Below are 23,630 nucleotides of genomic sequence, written 5' to 3'. Positions count from 1 at the left end.
TACTAAAAATATAACTTAATGAAATTATTGACTTTTATAATCATGACATCTGTTATTTTGTCATCTAAGCGACAAAGTTTCAAAACTTGTCATCATTTCCAGATTAAATTTAAGCTTGAGTTTTTTTATGGCTTCGCCTAACCTCGTCACAAATAAATCGAAGATTTACAACATGAAAAAATTCGCTTGCTTATTTATTATCTCTTTTTTGCTGCTTATGCAAGCTCCGGTTTCCTGGGCGGCAAATGCAAAAGATGTAGCAAAACTGAAAAAAACCAAAAAATGCCCTAAGTGTAATTTAACCGGGGCTAATTTGCGCGGTATTAATTTATCCAGGGCACGTTTAAATGGCGCTAATCTTTCTGGCGCAAAATTACGTGGCGTCAACTTACGTGCAGCAAATTTAAGTGGTGCCAACCTCAGTGGGGCTGATCTTAGCAGTAGTAATTTACGTGGCGCAAATTTGCGTGGTGCGAATTTACGTCGTGCCCGTTTGCGTAGCTGTAATTTACGTGGTGCCAACTTAAATAGCGCAAATCTGAATGGTGCAGATTTTCGTCGCGCTAACCTGCGTGGCGTAAAAATGAATAAAAGTACAAAAAAAGCAGCCGCTAACTTCAATGGCGCTAAAGGTTATAAAGGCAAAACCAGCACGAAAAAGAAAAAAAGCAGAAAGAGCCGGAAGAGTAGAAAGAGTCGGAAGAGCAGAAAAAGCCGGAAGAGTAAAAAAAGCAGAAAAAGTAAGCGCACTAAGCGCTCCAAACGCACTAAGCGTAAGCGTACTAAACGTAGCTCAAAAAAGCGCAGAACTAAAAAACGCCGTTCAACACGCAAGCGCAGGCGTAGATAAGGAACGGGGATAAAATCCTCATTTCCATAGGCGCTTATGCTAACTGTCCAGCCCGCTCGCTTGCTGCTGCATTTATCAGGATTTTGTTTGTTACTGGCAGTTGGCAGCTTATTTTCTCCCGTAATGCAGATATTGTGGCAGGTGTTTGGCCTGTTTATTATATTTTTAGCACTGTTAGATTGGATTTCTCTGTATCGCTTACCCACGCCCACGCTAGAACGTAAGCTTGCGCATTCACTCCCCTTAGGTATCTGGAGTCCGGTTAAACTCAGCATATCCACAATTCCCCCCCTGAAACTGGAAATTTTTGACGATTACCCCACACCTGCTGTGGTTCAAGATCAGCCTTATCAGGTTTTTTTGCCCGCCACTAAAAAACTTCAGATTCAGTATTTATTTCAACCACAGCTACGTGGCAACATGTTATTTCCTGGTATACATCTGCGTTTATATTCTCCCTGGCGCTTATGGTCACAACGGCGTTACCAGCATCTGCCACAAACTGTACGCATTTATCCCAATTTTGCGGCGATTCGTAAGTATATGAAACTGGCGATGGAAAATCGTCTCGGGCAATTGGGCATCCGCAAACAGCAACGCCGTGGTGAAGGCATGGAATTCCATCAGATGCGGGAATACCGGGAAGGCGACAGTATGCGCCAAATTGACTGGAAAACCAGCGTCCGGCAACGTAAACTGATTTCCCGTGAATATACCGACGAGCGCGAGCAACAAGTTGTTTTTTTATTGGATTGCAGCCAGCGTATGCGCGCTAAAGATGATCACTTGTCGCATTTTGATCATTGTTTAAATGCCTTATTATTGGTCGCCTATGCCGCATTGCGCCAAGGTGATGCGCCCGGTTTACTGACCTTTAGCGGTGCCACGCGCTGGTTGCCACCACGCCCTGGACAAGACACGATTAATCATTTGTTAAATCAGCTTTATGATTTGCAACCCAGTACCAACAGTGGTGATTACCTGCAAGCTGCGCAATCTTTGCTACAACGCCAAAAAAAACGTGCTCTGGTGATTATACTGACCAATTTACGCGATGAAGACAATCCCACTTTATTAACAGCATTAGGCTTATTGCGTAAGAAACATGTGGTTCTGATTGCCAGTTTAAGGGAACAGATTTTGGAAGCTACGCAGGAGAAGCCAATTAGCTCATTTCAGAGCGCATTAAGATACGCCGCCCTGGAAGAGTATCTGTTACGCCGCAGACAAGCACATCAAGCATTAAATGCGCAAGGAGCCTTATCAATTGATGTCTTACCTGAGCAACTGCCAGCGGCGTTGATTAACCATTATCTGGAAATCAAACGCAGCCAGCGTTTATAGGGTAATCAGAATTTGATGCCAGCTTTATTCATCCGCTTTGCTTCTGAAAGCCGCTTACATCTCATATTAACTCAGGTTAATGAGCATTACTCTATCGTTATGCTTTCCTGACTGGTTTCCCATAATTCAACTTGTTCCATCGGGTTGATACCCTTAGGTGTGCGAATCAGGAAAATAATGTACTCGCCACGTTGCAGTTCAGGTATGACCTCCATTTCCAGCATCATATCGCTGCCACGCCATGCCTGGAAACCCTCTTCTATGGACACAGGCTGGTTTTTATCCACAAACAGTAGGCTACCTTGCCCATCAGGTAATGCCAGCCCAACATAACTGAGTTTGTTGCGTGGTAAATTGGGCACTGTTAAACGCAGCATATCGCCATTTTGATAAGTTTGCTGGTTAGCGCGTGGTGCAAAACAGCCATTTAAGCAATATTGTTGCGCCATTCTGCCATCCCGGTCACCATTGGCAATGCCATCACCGCTGTCTTCCAGTTGTGGGCTTTGTTCACTACCTGAGTCCAGCAATTCGGTTTCCACCCGGTGAAATGCCGCTTCCAGATTCATGCCACTGCGCAGACGACGGAAATATTTCCAAAGAAAACTGTCACTACCCAGTACATCCTGATATTGTACGGTTTGTTCCGCGCTGGTACTGGTGAGCAATATACGCTTGTCACCGGCAAGGGTTTCCAGTAAAGCGCCGCCATGAGAAGATTCAAGCAACAGAATCACGGTATTATCAGTATTTTGCTGATAATCATCCAACAGTGCAGCCAGGTCACTCACACTTAAGCTTTGCCCGGTATCCGGGTTTAATAATAGTGCGCCAGTCTCATCCGCATCGGCAATAATACTGATAATCAGTGCCTGCCCTAAACTACCTTGCTGTATGGCCCAGTTAAAAACTGCGCTAATATCAGCCAGGGTCAAGTCACGCGGTGGTATCGTGCCACTTTCAAAATAGGTCACGGGGGCATCAACTGCCAGTTTATCAGTTTGCAAGTCACCATTAACATCCATATCCGGTTTGTAGGACAGAAAATAAATGTCGTCATTTTTATAATAACGCTCGCTTAAACCGTCATATACCGCACCACTAATCCGATCCCGGATAATATGTTGTTTATCGCTGTTGCTTTGTGGACGTGCGTGAATAATAATGGCTGCGCGTTTGCCACTGATCTCATCATCCAGATCAAAATTAAAACTTAAGTGACCAAAACCCAGATCCGTGTCCAGCCACAAACCACCGTCACCATCGTTGTACATACTGAAGACATTATTCGTAGGCAAGTTAGAATTTTCTGTATCAATGGTTTTCCAGCTACCACCGGTTTGGTGGTGAGCAATGCTATCGATGTAGGCTAAACCATTAGGCGTATTTACCCATAAGTCGCCAGCATCGCCTGTTTGCAAGCCATCAATATAGTTACTGGGCAGACCGGCATTCACATCATCAAAACTGCGCCAGGTATTTTGCGTATCACGGTGCGCCAGCCCATCGCTGGTGGCTAACCAGAGTCCACCTTCACCATCAGCCAGCATACTGTTAACCGTATTACCCAGCCCTAAATCTGCCATATTAATCTGTTGCCAGCGGCTGTCTATGCGGCGCACGGGTAGCGTGCTGGCGGGACGTTGTAATAAATAACGATAACCAGCCAGCCAAATATTACCCAGATCATCCACCAGAATTTCCCGTACATAATTAAACGGCCAACCGTTATCTTCGCCTAAAGAAGACACTTCCCAATGTCTATCCGGGGTGAGGTAAGCCAGCATGGCAAAAACCTCACCGGTACTGGCCGTGAGCCACAAGCCACCTTCAGGTGAGGCCACTACATCATTGACACTGGACAACAAACCACCAGAAAAACTATCCAGGGTAAAATGTTCCCATTGATTATCTGCTGGATTTAAGCTGCGATGACTGAATACCAGCCCCCCCTGATCGCTGCTGTAACTGACTACCCATAAGCCATTTTGACGATCAGAAATTAATTTTCGGATGTAACCAGGTAATTCTGAGTTTTCATCATCCAGGCGCACAATATTCTGACCCTGATGATTCTGGTATACCAGTTCGCTGCCATCAACAAACCAGCGTCCACCTTGTGCATCAGGTGCAAACAGACGCCTGCGGATGGCGTTTTCTTCTGCGGCACTGGTGGTTCCGCTGCTGAGACTTGCTTCAGGTTCGGGGTTGTATACCTGTAAATCAACACCTTGCAGACGCAATAAGGTGGGGTCAGAACCCACCCAAAGGCCACTTTGCCCCTGATAGAAAACTGGTGGCAGGTTGCGCATTAAACCGGCGGCTTCAGGATCAAAAATCAGCCAGCCACCTGCTGCGGGATGATAAGCCACGTAGTTTTTGGAAGAGACCCATAAATCACCATTGCCATCGAGTAATAATTGTTTAATCCAATTAGAAGGTAGAGGCGAATTGGAGGTATTAATCAGATCGAGCAAACCGTCTGCGGCAAAATGGGTCAGACCGCCCCAGATAGCACCAATCCACATACCACCCTGACCATCAGGTGCCAGTGCAGAAATATTATTATCGGGTAACAGGGAATTTTCTGTAGTGAAGACCAACCAGGAATCATCAATATTGCGTCTGGCTAGGCCACTCAAAGTGCCTACCCATAAATTACCCTGCACATCCATATATAAGGCGCTAATCCATAAACCAGGCAACTGGCTGTTATCGAAATCATAGCTGTGTACTGTGCTGGTATTATCAATATGCAACAAACCACGCTCAGTACCGACCCAGACACCACCTTGTTGATCGCTGAGCAGGGTATTGATATCAGCATTGGGTAAGTCGGTAAAAGTGCGCCATTCACCTTCTGCACTGCGTTGCGCTACGCCGTAATTACGTATGCCTATCCAGATTGAACCCCCCATGCCGGATAATAAAAAGTCAACCCCACGACCATTACCAGGCAGGTCGTCCAGATCGGTCCACACTCGCACCAGCTTGCCACTTTGTATATCATGCTGCTCCAATCCACTAGATGTGCCTACCCATAAACCGGTTTCATTTTCCAGTAAGCTGTTGACACGTCCCCAGCGTAAATTAGAGGGTACATTCCACTGTGAATCACCACCAGAAATTGCTGCAAAACCAGAGGAAAACAGACTGCTGATGAATAAGAACAACACACCGACAAGGCTATTTGTGTAGGCGTTCCCATAAATATTCATAATACATCTCCTTTGCATAATGCTAGTTAAGGAGCGAGAATGAAATAAGTGCAGAAACTGGGCGCAGGATTTTTATTTATTTTCAAGGCGTGAAAACAGGCACATAGTAAGCTATGTAACTGTTTTCACAACATAGAAAATGGAGAAAAAGACCAGCCAAGTTGCTGAAGTTATAAAATTCTCGTTCCTTAGTACTATAAATATACACGCTAAATACAGAGAAGGCCTTGCAGGATTGATGAATAATAAGTGGCGTTACGCAAAAGCTTCTTTTTTGTGCTTTGAGGTGCAAAAAAAATATTTTTTTCTCCATACTGGTTTTTAGCCAGTCCAGGTGCGGTGTCAGCTTTAAAATCATAACAACCGGTGTGTGTAATTTCAGTGAATAAATAAAAAACCCCGGTATTATCTCTTGATTTATGCCATTAGTCTGAACAGGCAGTTGATTTGCTAGTGTTGTACTATAAAATTATTTAAAACAATAAAACCGATATTCAGGTTATATTATGCGCGCGCTCACTTTTTCTAATATGAAGGTTGATACCACCGTGCAACAAGAAGATGGGATTGCTCCAATGTTTGTCGCATCAACGTCTATTTTGCTTGCTGAAAACAGCACAGTGAAAGCCCAGTCTGGCAATCAGGATTGGCAAATCGCCCCCACAGTTGCGGATGAAATCAGTTTGCAGCAAATTGGTACGGTTGGCTTTATCAAGGGTGCAACAGCAACGGCGCAAAATGGTGAATTATTACGCGAATTGCATCAAGGCTCCCCGGTTTATCTAAACGATACCATTATTACGAGTAAAGGCTGCTATCTGAGTCTGGTGTTAAAAGACGGCACCATGTTTCAGCTTGGCCCCGATTCCCGTATTACTTTGGAACTGTATGCCTTACAAAGTGAGCACCAGGAAACTTTTGTTGCCAGCGTGGAAAGTGGTTTATTTCGTTTGATTCAGGCCGATTCCAGTTATAGCAGCACCATTCATACTCCGGCAGCCACATTAAGCAGTCAGGGGGCTGAAGTTGATGGCTGGATTGATAACGATGGCTCGACCAATGTGGTTTATCTGACGGGTAGACTGGATATTCAACCCACACAATATCGTGATTCCTTGTCTGCTTTGCAAATGGGCGATGCGATTCATATTCCCATATCCAATGAACCGCTCAGCATCAGCAGCACCGCATTAATGGATTTACCGGGGTTTCGTGAGCAGTTATTGCCTCTACAGCCTTTAAATGCAGCGCCGGATAGCACTATGCTGGCACAATCTTCAGCTTATATCAGTGACAATGAAGCGTTTATAAGCCATGCGCCTGAAGCCAGCCAACCCTATGTCGTTGATACTAACAATTATCCTCCTCAGGAAAATAGCTTGCTTGCCACGCAAACAGTGATTGACACATCTGTTGCTCCAACACCTGAGCCAGCAACAGAAGTTGTTTATGCTGAATCCGATGGGATGCAAGTTGATATAGTGACTCAATCCATTGATGTTGTGCAAAACAGTGATATCAGTGGTGTAAATACACCGCTTGTTCCAGCATCTGCAACATCCACGCAAGCCACATTGGAAACCCCTGCTACACCCCCTGTATCAAACAATTCCAGTGTTTTCAGCGGCGGTAGTATGGTCAGCACCCCAAATCTGGTAATAGCTGATAAGCAAACACCACAGGCGCAGCAGGAAACACCCGCAAAACCAGCACCACCACAACTGGCTGCTCGCCCTGCATTAACATCTCCAGAAACCGATTCCCCGGAATCAACAGCAATAGATACAACAACGCCGCCACTGGCTTCAATTACGGGTAGCCCAACATATGAAGAGCACATTACGGAAGATTTGAATTCAGGAGAAGCGATACCAACACTGCAAACACCGGTTTCAGAACAAGGTATTGCTGAAGCTGAGCCGCCAGAAGTTGTATCACCACCGGCTTTGGAGAGTATTGTGGATGATACTGCTTTACATTCTGAACCGGTATTACAAGCCAGAAATGATTTTTTTATGGTGACAGCAGGACAGATACTCACCATCCCGGTGACTGATTTGCTGGAAAATGATGCTATCACACCGGGTGATCAGGCACTGGTTACACAGGTTGGATATGCGCAACACGGTGAGGTTGCATTATTGGAACCAGAAAACACAGGCGCATCTTTGGTGCAATTTACTCCGGATGAAAACTGGCTGGGAGAAGCTGGCTTTGATTATACACTGGAAAATCAACACGAAAATCTGTCACAGGCGCATGTTGTCATCCAGGTTCAGGCAGAAGATGAAGCACTGGAAGCTGATGTAGAAAATAATCCGGCAATTGACCTTGCAGCCGATGAAAATGAAACAAGTGATGAAATAGTTGATGAAGTGACTAATGAAGTAACGGAAGAAGCGACGGAAGAAGCAACGGAAGAAGCAACGGAAGAAGCAACGGAAGAAGCAACGGAAGAAGCAACGGAAGAAGCAACGGAAGAAGCAACGGAAGAAGCAACGGAAGAAGCAACGGAAGAAGCAACGGAAGAAGCGACGGAAGAAGCGACGGAAGAAGCAACTGAAGAAGCAACTGAAGAAGCAACTGAAGACACACCAGATTTACCAGAATCAGAGCAATTCAATGACAATGCAACATTGCAAGATAATAGCGATGTAGATGTAGAGGATAATGTAGAAACTGAACAGGCACCCGATTTAGAAACCGAAATAGAGGAAACAACAACACCAGAAAATACAAGCCCAAATCTTGCAGGAACTGAGGATGGAGTAGAGCTAAACGCTGATACTGCCACAGCGGCAGAAGCTGAACAAGCTGAAATTCAAGATCCTGCAAGCCTTGTGCAAGATGGTGAGATTTTAGACCCTGCTGACTTATTAGATACACCTGAAGCGAGCATATTAGCTGATGACATCAAGGAAGACCCGGAATTTCAGGCACCCGAGCCTCAGCCAACAAATATTGAGACAGACAATAGTGAAGCACTCCTGCCCGTAACAGACACCAGTCTGGAAGCAATCTCTTCAGGTACGCTGGATATACAAACGCTACTGATTACAGATAATAATGTACTGCCACTCATTTAGTGAATATCCCATTTTTTATTAGTTTGAGTTTTTGTTCTCAGGTACAATTCAATACTCAATAAAAATTAAATAAAAAACAGGAGGATGTTATGTTAGTACGCAAATTGTTATGTGTAACGGTGTTAAGCGCCAGCAGTTTGAACACCTGGGCATTGGATGTGCCTGGTTCATTGGTTGATACGGCATGGCTTGCTGATAATCTCAAACAGGTGAGTGTGTTGGATGTACGCAAGGATTTGAAAAGTTATGATACGGCACATATCCCAGGGTCGGTGTTGATTAACTGGAAAAAAGTGCGGGTCAAGCGTCATCAAAATGGTTACGATTTAATTAAGATTGTACCGAGCAAAGCGGAATTTGAAGCACAAATGCAAGCGGCTGGGATTAATAAAGACAGCACTGTGGTCATCAGCTTTAAAGGCAAAGCTTCAAAAGATTTGACCTTTGCCACCCGTTTGTTCTGGACATTTCAATACTTTGATTATAATAATGTCGCGCTATTAGAGGGCGGTACACACAAGTGGGCCGTGGAAAAACGTGAACTCAGCACCGAGGCACCTACTGTTGTCAAAGGTAATTTCAGCGTCAGCGGCAAAACCAATGAAGACATTTTGGCAACTGAGCAAGAAGTGAAGTCAGCTGTTGATACAGGCTCAGACAGTATTATTGATGGCCGCACCCCACCTTATTTCACGGGAGAAAAACAAAAGGATTATGTCTATGCCAAAGGCCATATTCCGACGGCTCACAATATTTCGCATCTGAACTTGTATCAAACTGATACAAAAACCGGCGTCATTACCCATAAAAGTCCCGAAGCACTTAAAGCTTTGTTTACTGATGCAGGTATTGATGTCAGCAAACCCAGTATCATCTATTGTAACAGTGGACATTACAGTACCGGTCACTGGTTTGTACTCAATCAATTGTTAGGTAATGATAAAGCGGCCTCTTATGATGCTTCTATGCATGAGTGGACGCAAGCGGGTAAAAACAATCCGGTTAAAATGCCTTAAGCGCCTTATTCCCACGCTCTGCGGGAATTCGTAGCAAGTTATCAAAAAAAAGCGATGCTGTATAGCATCGCTTTTTCCCCTTTCTCTCAATACTCACAGGAATTCATATCTCGATAAAGCGTACCTGTGCTGTATTATTTTTTGAACACGTCAGGTTCAAAAAATAAGGTTCATCATTATCATGGATACAATCAAAAATAAAATGGTCATGCCCCCGCCTGCCAGCATAAAGTCTTTCACCCGATAACCGCCCGGTCCCATAATCAAGGCATTAACCTGGTGGGTGGGAATCAAAAAGGAGTTAGAAGTAGCAATGGCGACTGTCAGCGCAAATATTCTGGGGTCTGCCCCAGCGCCCAGCGCGATATTCACCGCCAGTGGTACCAGTAATACGGTTGCGCCCACATTGGACATCACCAGAGTAAAAAAGGTTGCCAGTACCGCAATGGCTGCCTGTAGCATCCAGGCCGGTACATCACCTAAAATATTTAAGGTTTCCTGCGCAATCCAGGCGGCGGTGCCTGTGATTTCAACAGCCATGCCTAGCGGAATCAGGCTCGCCAGCAAAAATACAGTTTTCCAACTCACCGCTTCATAGGCTTCATCAATGGTCAAAACGCCGCTGAGTATCATGCCTACCGCGCCCGTCAGCAAGGCCACCGACAAACGCATATCGGTAAACAATACCAGCGCAATGGCGACAAAGAAAAAGCCTAAAGCATAATTCAATTTGTGTGGACGCAGCTCTTCATGAGGATAATCGGCGGTGATAATTGCAAAATCACGGTTTTTTTCCAGTGCGCTTAAGTCATCCCAGAGGCTGTGTACCACCAGCGTGTCACCCGCATGTAATACCAGCTCCCGAAAACCCTGGCGAATGGTTTGCTCGCCACGAAATACTGCCATCACATTCAAGCCATAGGTTTTACGCATTTGCAGATCCATCAGACTTTTATTGCTCAGGCGTGAACCGGGAGGAATCACCAATTCACTGATCCCTGCTTTATTTTGCCCCAGTGATTCGGCGAAGACTTCCAACTCAGAGCGCATGTGCAATTGCTGATTTTGACCAAAGCTTTCTATGGTGGCAGGCTCTCCCAATAAAGCCAATGCATCACCTGCCTGTATTTTCACATCTTTAGCCGGGGACACCCGCATATGACTGCCGCTTAAGCTGGCAAGAATCAAAATTTCATAATTAGACAGGGCTTCCAGGTCACTGACTGTTTTTCCCACCAGCGGACTGTTTTTGGGTACCACAACCTCAATACGCTGTCCTTCCAGTCCGTAAGTGGACTTAAAATGCAACATGGTTTTTGCCAGGGTGTCTTCCTGTTCACTGCTGGCAGGCAGAACATAACGCCCCAGCAATACAAAATACAATACGCCAGTGGCAATCAGTGCCAATCCAACCGGCGTGACATCAAACAGGTTAAAACCTTCCATATCCGCAGGCAACAAGTCATTAAGCAAAATCAACGGGCTGGAGCCAATCATGGTAACGGTGCCGCCAAGAATCGCACAAAAACCCATTGGCATCAGCAGACGTGACATCGGCAAACCGGTCGTGTTGGAAATCCGGTTGACTACCGGCAGAAACAAAGCCGCTGCACCGACATTTTGCATAAAACTGGAAATAATACCAACAGTACTGGAAATCAGGGGGATAATGCGCTTTTCCGTGGTGCCACCCACGGACATAATTTTATTGGCAACCTGGCCCATAATGCCGCTTTTATCCAAACCTGCGCCAATAATCATAACCGCAATAATCGAAATCACGGCATTACTGGAAAAACCGTCAAACAAGTGTTTAATATCCAGAATCTGCGTCCCCGGATCACCAATCCAGGGCCAGACATAGCTGATTACACCCAGTAACACCATCACCAGAATTGCCGCGACATCAACGCGCACAACTTCAGAGATAAACAGATACATGGTAAATGCCAGAATCGACATGACCACGATCATTTCCATATTTAATACGATACTGTCCATGAAAGAACACTTTTCCTTATGAGAATTTTATGAAAGCAAACCTTAGGAGGCTGTCCGAGAGCAGTATACCAGATATGTGCCAAACTCAGATGACGGTATAAAATAATGTAGATATGCTTTTTCAGCGTTAGATCTCAATGTTAATTTTTATGTCAAATCTGCTGCCTGTTTATCCGCATGATATGAAGAGCGTACCAATGGCCCACTGGCAACCTGGGCAAAACCCATTTCCAAGCCAATCGTTTTTAACTGCTCAAACTCGGCAGGCGTGACATAACGTTTAACGGGTAAATGACCACGCGTGGGTTGTAAATATTGCCCCAGGGTCAGCATCTCACAATCATGTTCGCGCAAATCCCGCATCACGGCTTCAACTTCTTCCAGGGTTTCCCCCACGCCCAGCATTAAACCGGACTTAGTCGGCACTTGCGGGTGCAAGGCCTTAAATGCCTGAAGTAATTGTAACGACCACAAATAGTCTGCACCAGGACGCACGGCTTTATACAAACGCGGCACAGTTTCCAGATTATGATTAAATACATTCGGTGGTGCTTGTTTAAAAATCTCCAGCGCCACTTTCATGCGTCCACGAAAATCGGGAGTGAGAATTTCAATTTTCAACTGCGGCAGCACTTCGCGCAATGCTGAAATACAATCGACAAAATGCTGGGCACCGCCATCGCGCAAATCATCGCGATCAACAGAAGTTATGACCACATAATTTAACGACATGGCCTTAACCGTTGCCGCCAATTTTTGCGCTTCGCTGCCATCCACTGGCTGTGGTCGACCATGCGCAACATCGCAAAATGGACAGCGGCGGGTGCAAATATCACCCAGAATCATAAATGTGGCGGTTCCGCTGGAAAAGCACTCGCCCAGATTCGGGCAGGCGGCTTCTTCGCATACGGTAAATAATTGATTCTCGCGCAAAGTGTTTTTGAGTTTGCCTATTTTGACTGGATTGATAATTTTGCTGCGTATCCAGGCAGGTTTACGCAATAAGGGCGTTTCGTCATGTTGAATTTTAACGGGAATGCGTGCAGTTTTTTCCGCACCCCGTTGATGCTGTCCCGGCTGCGGGGAAGTCAGTGATTTTTCTTTATTCATGCTGTTATTATACCCAGCATAGTATTATCCGTGAACTGTAAACTATTCTGTGCCTATTTTTTTCTGCTGCCTGTGTAGTAAGGAGTGAGAATTTTATAACTTCAGCAACCTGGCTGGTCTTTTCCTCCATTTTCTGCGTTGTGAAAACAGTTACATAGCTTGCTATGCGCCTGTTTTCACGCCTTGAAAATGAATAAAAATCCTGCGCCCAGTTTCTGCATTTATTTCATCCTCACTCCTAAGCGATTGTTATATGGCTTCAAACTGCAACAATGCAATCACGGCCTTTATTTTTTGCCTCATAAAGCGCTTGATCTGTACGCTTAAAGAAAGATGCCGCAGTATCCTTTGCCTCTAGTCTGCTAATGCCTGCCGTGATGTTGATTACGGGTAATAAACGATTGTCATCATACACCGATAAGTGACCGATAAGGTTTTTTATGCGTTGAATGATACGCAAAGCTTGCACTAATTCAGTATCTGTCAGCGCAACAATAAATTCATCCCCCCCAAAACGCGCCAACATATCATCCCCCCGCATATTGTTCAGTAATACATCAGCAACAGCACAAATAACACGATCCCCGGCAAGATGACCAAAGCTATCATTAAAAGATTTAAAATAATCAATATCAATTAACACCAGGCATAACGCTTTCTCAGATAAGCGACTATGTTGAATTTTCCGGCTGATAGTCTCATCGAACCAACGCCGGTTATGAATCCCCGTCAAACCATCAACAACGGCATGATGCTGTAATTGTTTTTGCAACTCAACACCATCAGCAATCACACTGTGACCATGACGTAAGCGTTTTGTCAAAATATATAACAGGTTTTTTGCCACCATATGTGAGACATTTACCATTGCCCAAATCGTGGCTTGTGATAAAACCAACAGTTTTACATCTGTTTTGGCTACAACATATGCAGAAGGCTCCTGACTGTCGATAATCGACACTTCACCGACACATTCCCCCTCTTCGATCTTATTTAGCGGTGGATTATCCAAAGAGTCCAGATGAACCTGTAACACGCCGCTCAATAAAATATAAATATGTTGGTTTTGTTGTTGAGGAGACAATAGAACCTCATTGGCAGCAATATTTTTTTCGATACAGGCCTCCAGATAGACTTCAATACTTTCTAAATCCACGGAACGAAACAGGTGAATTTTAGACAGCAGCGCTTTGTTTTTGGCTAAAAATTTAATGGGCATATTGACACCGCAGAGTTAAATTGTTTTTCCAGTCAATCATGTTACCCCCTATTCCTTACCCATCATTTAATCATTGCATGAGATGGAAGCAGTTTCCAGCATCTTAGGAGTGAGAATTTTATAACTTCAGCAACTTGGCTGGTCTTTCCCTCCATTTTCTGCGTTGTGAAAACAGTTACATAGCTTGCTATGCGCCTGTTTTCACGCCTTGAAAATGAATAAAAATCCTGCGCCCAGTTTCTGCATTTATTTCATCCTCACTCCTTAGCGTTGATTAAATTTATATTGAACTCAGGTTATACATGTTCCAGATTTTTAATGGCTTCCAGCACGGCTGCAACATGTCCGTCAATTTTTACTTTAAGCCATTGCTCGCGTAAAATGCCCGATATTGTTAAATAAATAAGTATTACGCACAATACCACGTAAAAGCTATATCTGTTTACAACAGAAAATATTATAAACAGAAGCTGTCTAAATCTTAACTTACCCATTTTTTATAAAGAGCCTCTCCTATGCCTTATGCCTTATTGCGTCATTTATTATTTTTATTGCCGCCAGAAACCGCCCATGCTGCCAGCTTAAACAGCCTGTCTTTATTGGAAAAGCTGGGGCTGCTGCATTTGCTGTTACCTGCCCCGGTTTATGATAAACCTGTCTCAGTCGCGGGTTTACAATTCCCAAACCCAGTGGGTTTAGCGGCGGGCCTGGATAAAAATGCCGAGTATATTGATGTGCTGGCGGCTTTGGGTTTTGGTTTTATCGAAGTTGGTACCATCACCCCCAGACCACAACCGGGCAATCCCCGCCCGCGTTTATTTCGGATTCCCCAGGTGCAAGCCATCATCAATCGCATGGGCTTTAATAACAAAGGCCTGGATTATCTGCTGGAACAGGTGCAACAGCGTCAAACTAAAGTGCCTTTAGGTATTAATCTGGGTAAAAATTTTGATACCCCACTGGAAAATGCAGTGGATGATTATCTAAAAGGTTTATATGCCGCATATCAATGGGCCGATTATGTCACGATTAATATCTCATCGCCAAACACGCCGGGATTGCGAGAACTACAACATGGCGAGGCACTTAATGAAATGCTGGAAAAATTAAAAAATGCACAATATAGCTTAAATGCGGAGCAAGGCCGCTATGTACCTTTATTCTTAAAAATTGCGCCGGATTTAGCTGAAGAAGAAGTCATCGACATCACCCAAACCCTGCTAAGTCATGAAATCGACGGCTTGATTGCCACCAATACCACTAACAGCCGTCCTGGCCTGAACAAATATGCCACTGCCAAAGAGACTGGTGGACTCAGCGGCACACCACTGCTGAATGCAGCAAACCATGTGCTTGCAACGGCAGCGCAAGCCAGCAATGGCAAGCTGCCGATTATTGCCGTCGGTGGCATTATGAACGCGCAACAGGCACAAGATAAACTCAAAGCTGGTGCCAGTCTGGTGCAGATTTATACCGGCTTGATTTATCAGGGGCCGAAGTTGGTACAGGATATTATCAAATCCTTGTAAAGCTATAGGTTTTCAGAAAATAATTTTCTAAAAATAAAAAATTTCTGTAACTAAAAATACTGATATTTCATCCTCGTTCCTTAGCACCCTTTCAATGCGCTTGGAAAAAGGCGCTGTTGCGTAATGCTGTTTTGATTTGTGCGCTCCTTATTACTTGAAAATACTCATGTCTGAAAATACACCTTTTATACACTTGCTGACTCATAGCGAATACTCTGTTGTTGATGGTCTTTTGCGCATTAAACCCTTGGTTAAAGCCGTGCAGGAGATGGCTATGCCTGCCTGCGCCATTACCGACCAGAATAACTTATTTGGCTTGGTTAAATTCTATCGCGCAGCACAAGGCGCGGGTATCAAACCAATCGCTGGTGCCGATGTCTGGTTGCGTGACGAGCAGGATCAACTCAGTCGTTTAGTCTTGCTGTGCCAAAATCATGAGGGTTATCTCAGCCTGTCAAGGCTCATCTCCAGAAGTTATATTGAAGGCCAGAAACTGGGTATACCCGCACTGCAAAAATCCTGGATTCAAGCAGATAATGCCGGGCTTATCGCACTATCCGGTGGACACTTAGGCGAGCCGGGTCTGGCCCTGCTTGCAGGCAACAAGGATCGAGCCTGTCAACAATTACAAAGCTGGCAAAACCTGTTCCCGGATCGGTTTTATTTGCAAGTTTCCCGTACCGGGCGCACAGGAGAGGAAGAATACCTGCATGAGGCGGTTAACCTGGCATTAGAAAATCAAGTACCTGTGGTTGCAGTCAACGATGTACATTTTCTGCACAAAACAGATTTTGAAGCCCATGAAGTCCGGGTCTGTATTCATGACGGTTTTACCCTGGATGATAAACGCCGCGTGCAGCGTCACAGTGAACAGCAATACTTGCGCAGTCCACAGGAGATGGTTGAATTATTTGCTGATTTACCTGAAGCCATTGACAACACCCTGCTGATTGCCCAACGCTGTAATCTTGAACTGACTTTGGGCAAAAACTACCTGCCCCAATTCCCAACCGGCAAGCAAAGCACTGCTGATTATTTACGCGAGCAATCCCGGCAAGGATTGGAACAACGTCTGGTTTTCCTGTTTGGCGAAGACGCTGAGGCGCATCGCCAGGAATATGAAGAACGCCTGAAAATTGAGCTGGATGTCATCATCGGCATGGATTTCCCCGGTTACTTTCTGATTGTTGCTGACTTTATTCAGTGGGCTAAACAACATGATATTCCCGTTGGCCCTGGGCGTGGTTCTGGTGCAGGCTCGCTGGTGGCCTATGCCCTGGGCATTACCGATATTGATCCGCTGGAATATGATTTACTATTTGAACGCTTCCTTAATCCTGAACGTGTTTCCATGCCCGATTTTGACGTGGATTTCTGCATGGAAGGGCGCGATGAGGTGATTAATTATGTCGCCGAGCATTATGGACGTGAAAAAGTCTCACAAATTATCACTTATGGTTCGATGGCGGCAAAAGCAGTGGTGCGCGATGTTGGGCGGGTATTAAATCACCCTTATGGTTTCGTTGACCAGATTGCCAAGCTGATTCCTTTTGAAATCGGCATGACCCTGACCAAAGCTCTGGAACAGGAAGAGCAACTGCAAAGTCGTTATGATGATGAAGAAGAAGTCCATGACCTGATCGACATGGCGCTGAAACTGGAGGGACTGACCCGTAATGCCGGTAAACATGCCGGTGGCGTGGTCATCGCACCGACTGCACTGACTGATTTTTCGCCACTGTATTGTGAAGAGCATGAACCCAGCATCGTCACGCAGTTTGATAAAAATGATGTGGAATCCGTGGGCCTGGTCAAATTTGACTTTCTGGGTTTGCGTACCCTGACCATTATTGACTGGGCGCTGGATAATCTCAGAAAACTTGAGAATCAGAAAAATGCACAGCAAGACACTGATCCAGGCGCTGAAAAGCTCAATATTCTGAGTATTCCGCTGGATGATAGGCCTACTTTTGAGTTGCTCAAATCTGGTCAAACCCTTGCTGTATTCCAGTTGGAATCGCGTGGCATGCAGGAGATGATTAAACGCCTGAAACCCGATAATTTTGAAGATATTATCGCATTAGTCGCACTCTATCGCCCCGGCCCGTTGCAATCGGGCATGGTGGATGATTTCATCAATCGTAAACATGGGCGGGCAAAAATTGAATATCCCCATGCTGATTTAGAACCCATATTACAACCCACCTACGGCGTTATTCTGTATCAGGAACAAGTGATGCAGATTGCGCAGATTCTGGCGAGTTACACGCTGGGCGGCGCGGATATGTTGCGCCGAGCCATGGGCAAGAAAAAGCCTGAAGAAATGGCAAAACAACGCGATATTTTTATGAAAGGCGCGCTGGAAAGAAATGTCGATGCAGACCAGGCAACTTATATTTTCGACTTAATGGAAAAATTTGCTGGGTACGGTTTCAACAAATCGGTTGACCCTCAAACAAAAGTCTATACAATGAATGGCATTAAGTCAATAGAAGATTGTAAAACAGGTGACAAGGTGCTGAGTCGTAGCTCAACAGGCAAGTCTGTATATAGCACGGTTGTCGCCTTACATGACCACGGACTGACACCACTTTGGGAGATTGAATTTGATGACGGAACAATCGAAAAATGCACCCTCGACCACAAATGGCTCACCGAATACGGACAACAGCCGCTGTGGAAAATCTTACAAATGGGAAGCAAGGTGTGGGGCTGTGCTGCCTACACAGCGGGCGATGAAAGCGCATCAGAAAACCTGTCAAGCCTGCGAGGATGCAAAAAAGAAATATCACTGGGTGGCGAAATGTGGCGCGGTGCAACGCAGAAAGCGCGATATTCATGCACATCAGAAACAATGTCCGGTTTGTATGAGTATGATTCATTCGGGACCTTCGGCAGGCAAAGCGCGGACAATGTATTGCGGCCTTGTCATGAAAACGCGCAAGAAAGCCAGCGCGCATTTTCAGCAGTGCGAGGCATGTCAAAAGATTCGCCAGGAAATTCGTGCACAGACATGCAGGGATTTAGAACACACACCAGAAATGCGCGAGAAATATTCGCAGACGGCGAAGCAAACATCAGCACGTCCCGAGATACAGGAAGAACGGGCGCAACGCTTGAAAATATGGCGCGACACACATCCAGAAGAATTTCAAGCAATTCAAGCCAAAGCGCATGGTTCTCCGAAGTTGTCCAAAATGGAAATATGGTTAGAACCCCACTTAATTCCACTGGGTTTTCTTCGCAATACACAAATGAAGTGTCAGCAAGAACGCAAACAAATCGACTTTGTACATCGGCAGAAGAAAATAGTCATCGAAGTGGATGGTCCCTGGCATTTTCTGCCCATCAATTCAGAAGAACGACTACAAATAGTACAAGCGCGAGATCGTCTCTTGGATCGAGAGATCCTGCATCGATCCTGGCGCTTAATCCGTCTTTCGATGACATGTTTCAAAGGCAACTCTGGCGCACTTATTTATCCCGAACTGAACCAACTGCTCGACCTGATCAACGATGGCAGTTGGGACGGGATACGGTGTTACGGCAGCCTGTACGAGCAACTTTCCTGGGATGGCGTCAAAGTTACGATCTTGAAGTAGATCATCCTGAACATAATTTTCTGCTGGCTTCGGGGCTGTGTTGTTCTAATTCTCACTCTGCGGCGTATGCCTTAATCTCCTACCAAACTGCCTGGCTTAAAGTGCACCATCCTGCGGCATTCATGGCGGCAGTGCTGTCTTCAGATATGGATAATACCGACAAAGTGGTGGGGCTGATTGAAGAATGCAAAGCCATGAAGCTGGAAGTACACCCACCACATGTCAACAGCAGCGAGTTTAAGTTCAGCGTCTCTAATGCCGCGCCAGATGTGGTCTTTTATGGTTTGGGCGCAATTAAAGGTGCGGGAGAAGCTGCGCTGGAAGGTATTGTGCAGGAGCGTCTGACGCAGGGTAATTACACGGATATATTTGATTTTTGCAGGCGTGTGGATTTAAAAAAATGTAATCGCCGGGTGCTGGAAAGTTTAATTCGTGCCGGGGCGCTGGATAAATTGGATCAACAACAGGATCGCGCTGTATTGCTGGCCTCGCTGGATACGGCGTTGAGAATGGCGGAACAACATAAAACCACTATTGACAGCGGGCAGGAGGATTTATTTGGTATGTTTGGCGCAACCCAGACAAGCGTGCCAGAAAAAATTGCCGAGCATCTGCCTTATGCAAAAGGCATCGCCCCCTGGTCTGATGATATCCGCTTACGTGGTGAAAAAGACACCCTGGGTTTATACCTCACAGGCCACCCCATTAACCAATATTTACCTGAACTTGCACACTTCAGCCGCCGCCTTAGCAAGATGTCTATTACCGGGCGTGGCAACACCCTGAAAACCGCAGGATTGCTGATTGAAAAACGCGAACGTAGTACCAGTCGCGGTAAAATGGCTTTCTTAACCCTGGATGATGGCAGTGCGCGTCTGGAAGCCAAGTTATATTCCGAGCTCTGTGACAGTGCTCAGCCCTTACTGATTAAAGACAGTATTTTAATTGTTGAAGGTGAAGTTGCAGAAGATGAATACAATGGCGGCCTGAGCATGACGGTTAAAAACCTATGGGACATTGCCGGTATTCGTGAACAAAACGCCACCGGATTGCAATTAAAGCTCTATGAAAACCAAGCCGGACAATTGCCGCAATTACAAGAAACGCTCAAGCACTTTCGTCCCGGTCAAATGCCCGTCTCATTACAATATTACCGGGAAGACGGTATTCAGGCCCGACTTAAATTCAGTGCTGACTGGTATATTAAACCTGAGCAGGAATTGCTAAACCAGTTATTTCATCTTCTGGGTAAGGAACAAGTCGAAATATTATATTAAGCGTTAGTAAACCCAAAGCAAACCCAAAGCGTAGGTAATTCCAGCCTGATTCCCTGCTGATAAATAACCTGGCGTGAGATGTAAGTTTTTTTCAGCACCTTTGGCGCTGAAAAAAACTTATACCGAACTCAGGTTCCTTATTGAATCATAAATGACTGAAACGTCAATTCCCCCTCAGTTAAGGGATCCGTGCTGCCACTGGGTGCTTCCAGTACATAAATCATATAAGTCGTTTTTGGCAAATCCGGTGTCAGAGTCAGATCCATGACATCCGTCTGACCTTGCCATAAAGGCAGACTGCCATCAAAAGCGACAAACTGATTATTACCTGTCAGCATAAATAATAAATCAATGACCGGAATCTGAATCGCCACATAACGATCTTTGCCCGTCTGGTTATGCGACAGGGTGACTTTTAAGTTATCACCAATCTGATAAGCTGATTGATTAAAGACTGGCGTAGCAGCTTGGTAAGCAGCTTGTATCAAAGCAAAGCTGACCAATAAGTCATTATTAAAAGCTGGCAAAGCCACAGACCAGGTACCATTACTGGCTGTAACATCCTGCGTTTGCGCTGCGCCGCCCAGGTTGTCATGACTGGCAACACGATAAATACCATCACTCATACCGGTTAAGGTCAGCACCGATTCTGGCACACTGGCAAGGGCTTTGCGGGTATCTTGTAACAAATGCACCAAGCCCTGCTGACCATCGCTGCTGGCAGTGATTTGCAGTGTGGATACCGAACTGGCAACCTGTTTTTCCCAAGGTGATGGTACAAAGGTTTTGTAGTTAACCTGAGTATTTTCCAGGATAGTGCTCAGTTGCTGCTGATCAGTGCGCATATTGGATGTAAGCTGCGGACCTAAAGGCTCCAGCACCTTGCTGGGCCAGCGCAGAGAAATACCCGCCAGTCCTGCTGCCAGAGAACTGCGTTGAATATGATGTAATATGGTTTCATCCTGGGCCTGACTGTAATCAGCAGGATAACCGGAAACCGCTTTACCATTTGCATCCAGCTTAAACACATCAATTGGGCCAGATTCCAGGTCATAAACCGGGCGGTGATCACGGCTGTTAGCCACCATATAACGCACCATCTGCGCGGCATCCAGTGCTGGGCGAATGGTCATATCACTGTCATTGGCTTTGCGGGGATCACTGATTGCGGTACCATAATTGTGGATAGCGACAAAATCAAATAAATCACTGCGCAACAGGAAATCCTGTAACCCAAACTGTGGCTCTTCAATTACAGAAGACACGGTGATCATATGGGTTTTATCAATCATGCGTAAATGTGCCAGCAAATCCTGAATCCAGGCCATGCGTTGAGCCTGCCAGATTTCAGGTTTGGTATCATCGCGCTCGGCAAAAGTCTTATTATCCCACTCATTCATCATTTCCCAACCAAAGAAATTATGGTGCTGGGATACGATGTTATACAGGGTATTTAAGCGTTGCTTCTGTGCAGTGCGGGTTTCACCGGTGTCGGTAATAAATGCTTCACGGGTGTTAAGTGTACCGCCATTGGCAACATTATAAGGATGTACAGCAAATAGGTCTTCACGATAGAAATAATTATCCCAGGGGGTAATTACCACATAAATACCGTATTCTGCGCACAGGCGCATAAAATCATCTAAAAATTGCAGGGTTTCCGGTATATAGTTACTGCCTGCTGCCGTTGCTGGAAATTCTAACCAGGCAACGCCATCATTACTGGCTGAAGCACCGGGTAAAGCACGCAGCGCATCAGGATGACTCGCTGTATCAGCAAATGCCAAGTCTTCAATAAACAAGCGTATCAGGTTGACATCTTTATTGGCAAGTTCAGCAATTAACTGACGTGCATTACCGGATTCCTCCTGAACTTCTGACCAGTTAACCAGTATTTTATCCACTTCATACCACAGCGAGCGGGTATATAAATCACGCAGGCCATACCAGCTGATACCCATGGCCTGTGGTGAAGGCATGAATAAGTCACCATTTTCATAAACAAAAGCCTTGCCTGCGGGAGCGGGATAAATATGCCCCTTGCCGTAATCTGCTGGTGCTGCCAGGGTAGTCAGCACTGTGCTGGCGATGGGGCCACGATTGCCCGCGTAATCCACCGCGCGCACGGCAACAAAATAATTAGTGGCAGCTTGCAGGCCGAGTATGCGTAGTTGTTCCGGCTTACCTGCCAGGCGTGGTATAAAACGGTTTTGATACACACTGGCTGCTTCCCAATCAGCTTCAGTACTGATGGCGCTGTTGCTGTAACGGATGTCATAAGCGGCTGCCATACCGCTGTTAGCATCATCGCCGCTTGCATTAAATGATAATAAAGCCGACATTGCCTGGGTATGGCTGATGCTTAAACCCGTGACTGCACCCGGTGCGGTAATATCTGTTTTCGGTAATAAATACACCCGCGCATAATTTTTTGGTCCATTCAAACCATCACTAAACCATTTATAAAACCGATCCAACTCCTGTGGTTGATCCAGGACGCTATTTTCCTCTACTTCAAAACCATTGGCACGGTCGTTTTCGATAACAATGACATTGCTGGAAACAAAAGAAAGCGGCACAGGTGAAGCGCCCAGATGGCTCCAAGGCAGGGCAATTTCTGCCACATACCCCTGATCAGTATCACTGTCAATATTAACGCTACCATTTACACCCACAGCAAATGACATGGTTGTACCATTGCTTACCGCCTGCCCTCGGGTGACACCTGCACTGTGGGTTGGTACCGGGCTAATTTCTGCAAAAAAACCAGTCTCACCTGCACCATCACCTGTATCGTAACGGAAATGCCGCCCTAAAATTGAAAAAGCCAGTACCTTATCAGTGACCTGAGCCATGCTGTCACGGCTGTTATTGGCGTCAATATAAATTTCAAGGCCATCATCCTTGTCAGTGTCCCAGTTGATAAAACCAGAGCCTGATCGCGTTGTTGATACCTGCGGATTGTCATCATAAAGTTTGTCATCATCCACCTGTACTAACAAATACAAATAGGTATCGTCATACTGATGCAATATACGCATACGGTTATCAGCACGATCAAATTTATAAAAATCCCGGGCTAATGCGGTGTTCCATTCTCCTGTGGATAAGATGCCATCAATTACAACCGGGCTGATTGCATAAGATGCTACCGCATCATAATGTACAAAATTGGTACTGTTATCTTTGTGGTAATAGCCATTTCCCGTGCCGGCAAAACCACTGCGGCATAATAATAAGCCACTGAATAGCATAAAGTATAAATATTTTTTCATCGTGATCCTCTTAATAATAACAATGTAGGATGCTGCCTGTTGTGAATGGCAGCGGTTTTAGTTTAATTTACAAACTAATGAAGCCCTTGCGTAACATCAGCAA

The 23,630-nt window shown here is 45.4% G+C and carries 11 protein-coding genes and 1 pseudogene; 7 read left to right on the top strand and 5 right to left on the bottom strand.

Annotation, left to right across the window (positions count from 1 at the left end):
- Positions 1-172: 172 nt before the first annotated feature.
- Both QUF61_RS00360 and QUF61_RS00355 read left to right on the top strand, forming a co-directional pair.
- The gene (locus tag QUF61_RS00360) at positions 173-850 is read left to right on the top strand and encodes a pentapeptide repeat-containing protein (protein ID WP_289679899.1); all 678 of its coding nucleotides are present in this window, start codon (positions 173-175) and stop codon (positions 848-850) included.
- A gap of 36 nt (positions 851-886) precedes the next feature.
- On the top strand, positions 887-2,194 hold the full coding sequence (locus QUF61_RS00355) for a DUF58 domain-containing protein (protein WP_289679898.1): 1,308 nt from the start codon (positions 887-889) through the stop codon (positions 2,192-2,194).
- A gap of 86 nt (positions 2,195-2,280) precedes the next feature.
- Here QUF61_RS00355 and QUF61_RS00350 read toward each other — a convergent pair whose 3' ends face one another.
- On the bottom strand, positions 2,281-5,412 hold the full coding sequence (locus tag QUF61_RS00350) for a ligand-binding sensor domain-containing protein (RefSeq protein WP_289679897.1): 3,132 nt from the start codon (positions 5,410-5,412) through the stop codon (positions 2,281-2,283).
- Between the two features lie 506 nt (positions 5,413-5,918).
- Here QUF61_RS00350 and QUF61_RS00345 point away from each other — a divergent pair.
- The gene (locus QUF61_RS00345; RefSeq protein WP_289679896.1) at positions 5,919-8,498 is read left to right on the top strand and encodes a FecR domain-containing protein; all 2,580 of its coding nucleotides are present in this window, start codon (positions 5,919-5,921) and stop codon (positions 8,496-8,498) included.
- An 89-nt stretch (positions 8,499-8,587) separates the two neighbouring features.
- Entirely contained in the window at positions 8,588-9,514 is a 927-nt protein-coding gene (locus QUF61_RS00340) for a sulfurtransferase (RefSeq protein ID WP_289679894.1), read from the top strand.
- Between the two features lie 156 nt (positions 9,515-9,670).
- Here QUF61_RS00340 and QUF61_RS00335 read toward each other — a convergent pair whose 3' ends face one another.
- From QUF61_RS00335 to QUF61_RS00325, 3 genes are all read right to left on the bottom strand, one after another.
- Positions 9,671-11,515, bottom strand: a complete 1,845-nt coding sequence (locus QUF61_RS00335; protein ID WP_103919688.1) for an SLC13 family permease — start codon at positions 11,513-11,515, stop codon at positions 9,671-9,673.
- Between the two features lie 147 nt (positions 11,516-11,662).
- A complete protein-coding gene (gene lipA / locus QUF61_RS00330; protein ID WP_103919687.1) occupies positions 11,663-12,625 on the bottom strand; it encodes a lipoyl synthase in 963 nt (320 codons plus the stop codon).
- 259 nt (positions 12,626-12,884) lie between these two features.
- Entirely contained in the window at positions 12,885-13,844 is a 960-nt protein-coding gene (locus QUF61_RS00325) for a GGDEF domain-containing protein (RefSeq protein WP_289679890.1), read from the bottom strand.
- A 515-nt stretch (positions 13,845-14,359) separates the two neighbouring features.
- Here QUF61_RS00325 and QUF61_RS00320 point away from each other — a divergent pair.
- From QUF61_RS00320 to QUF61_RS18145, 3 genes and pseudogenes are all read left to right on the top strand, one after another.
- Entirely contained in the window at positions 14,360-15,373 is a 1,014-nt protein-coding gene (locus tag QUF61_RS00320; protein ID WP_289679889.1) for a quinone-dependent dihydroorotate dehydrogenase, read from the top strand.
- 166 nt (positions 15,374-15,539) lie between these two features.
- A pseudogene (dnaE, locus tag QUF61_RS00315) lies at positions 15,540-17,816 on the top strand (DNA polymerase III subunit alpha); the annotation flags it as partial.
- 27 nt (positions 17,817-17,843) lie between these two features.
- The gene (locus QUF61_RS18145) at positions 17,844-20,252 is read left to right on the top strand and encodes a helix-hairpin-helix domain-containing protein (RefSeq protein WP_320416055.1); all 2,409 of its coding nucleotides are present in this window, start codon (positions 17,844-17,846) and stop codon (positions 20,250-20,252) included.
- A gap of 137 nt (positions 20,253-20,389) precedes the next feature.
- Here QUF61_RS18145 and QUF61_RS00305 read toward each other — a convergent pair whose 3' ends face one another.
- Entirely contained in the window at positions 20,390-23,527 is a 3,138-nt protein-coding gene (locus QUF61_RS00305; RefSeq protein ID WP_289679887.1) for a sugar-binding protein, read from the bottom strand.
- Between the last annotated feature and the right edge of the window lie 103 nt (positions 23,528-23,630).

Origin of the sequence: Candidatus Venteria ishoeyi (genome assembly GCF_030378065.1) — a bacterium.
GTDB lineage: Bacteria > Pseudomonadota > Gammaproteobacteria > Beggiatoales > Beggiatoaceae > Venteria > Venteria ishoeyi.
This window is presented reverse-complemented; position numbering and strand designations above follow the sequence as displayed.

Excerpts from the sequence above, each read along its gene's own strand:
- QUF61_RS00340 (WP_289679894.1), top strand. The coding sequence starts at position 8,588 with ATGTTAGTACGCAAATTGTTATGTGTAACGGTGTTAAGCGCCAGCAGT.
- QUF61_RS00325 (WP_289679890.1), bottom strand. The coding sequence starts at position 13,844 with ATGCCCATTAAATTTTTAGCCAAAAACAAAGCGCTGCTGTCTAAAATT.
- QUF61_RS00345 (WP_289679896.1), top strand. The coding sequence starts at position 5,919 with ATGCGCGCGCTCACTTTTTCTAATATGAAGGTTGATACCACCGTGCAA.
- QUF61_RS00355 (WP_289679898.1), top strand. The coding sequence starts at position 887 with ATGCTAACTGTCCAGCCCGCTCGCTTGCTGCTGCATTTATCAGGATTT.
- QUF61_RS00335 (WP_103919688.1), bottom strand. The coding sequence starts at position 11,515 with ATGGACAGTATCGTATTAAATATGGAAATGATCGTGGTCATGTCGATT.
- QUF61_RS00360 (WP_289679899.1), top strand. The coding sequence starts at position 173 with ATGAAAAAATTCGCTTGCTTATTTATTATCTCTTTTTTGCTGCTTATG.
- lipA (WP_103919687.1), bottom strand. The coding sequence starts at position 12,625 with ATGAATAAAGAAAAATCACTGACTTCCCCGCAGCCGGGACAGCATCAA.
- QUF61_RS18145 (WP_320416055.1), top strand. The coding sequence starts at position 17,844 with ATGAATGGCATTAAGTCAATAGAAGATTGTAAAACAGGTGACAAGGTG.
- QUF61_RS00305 (WP_289679887.1), bottom strand. The coding sequence starts at position 23,527 with ATGAAAAAATATTTATACTTTATGCTATTCAGTGGCTTATTATTATGC.
- QUF61_RS00350 (WP_289679897.1), bottom strand. The coding sequence starts at position 5,412 with ATGAATATTTATGGGAACGCCTACACAAATAGCCTTGTCGGTGTGTTG.
- QUF61_RS00320 (WP_289679889.1), top strand. The coding sequence starts at position 14,360 with ATGCCTTATGCCTTATTGCGTCATTTATTATTTTTATTGCCGCCAGAA.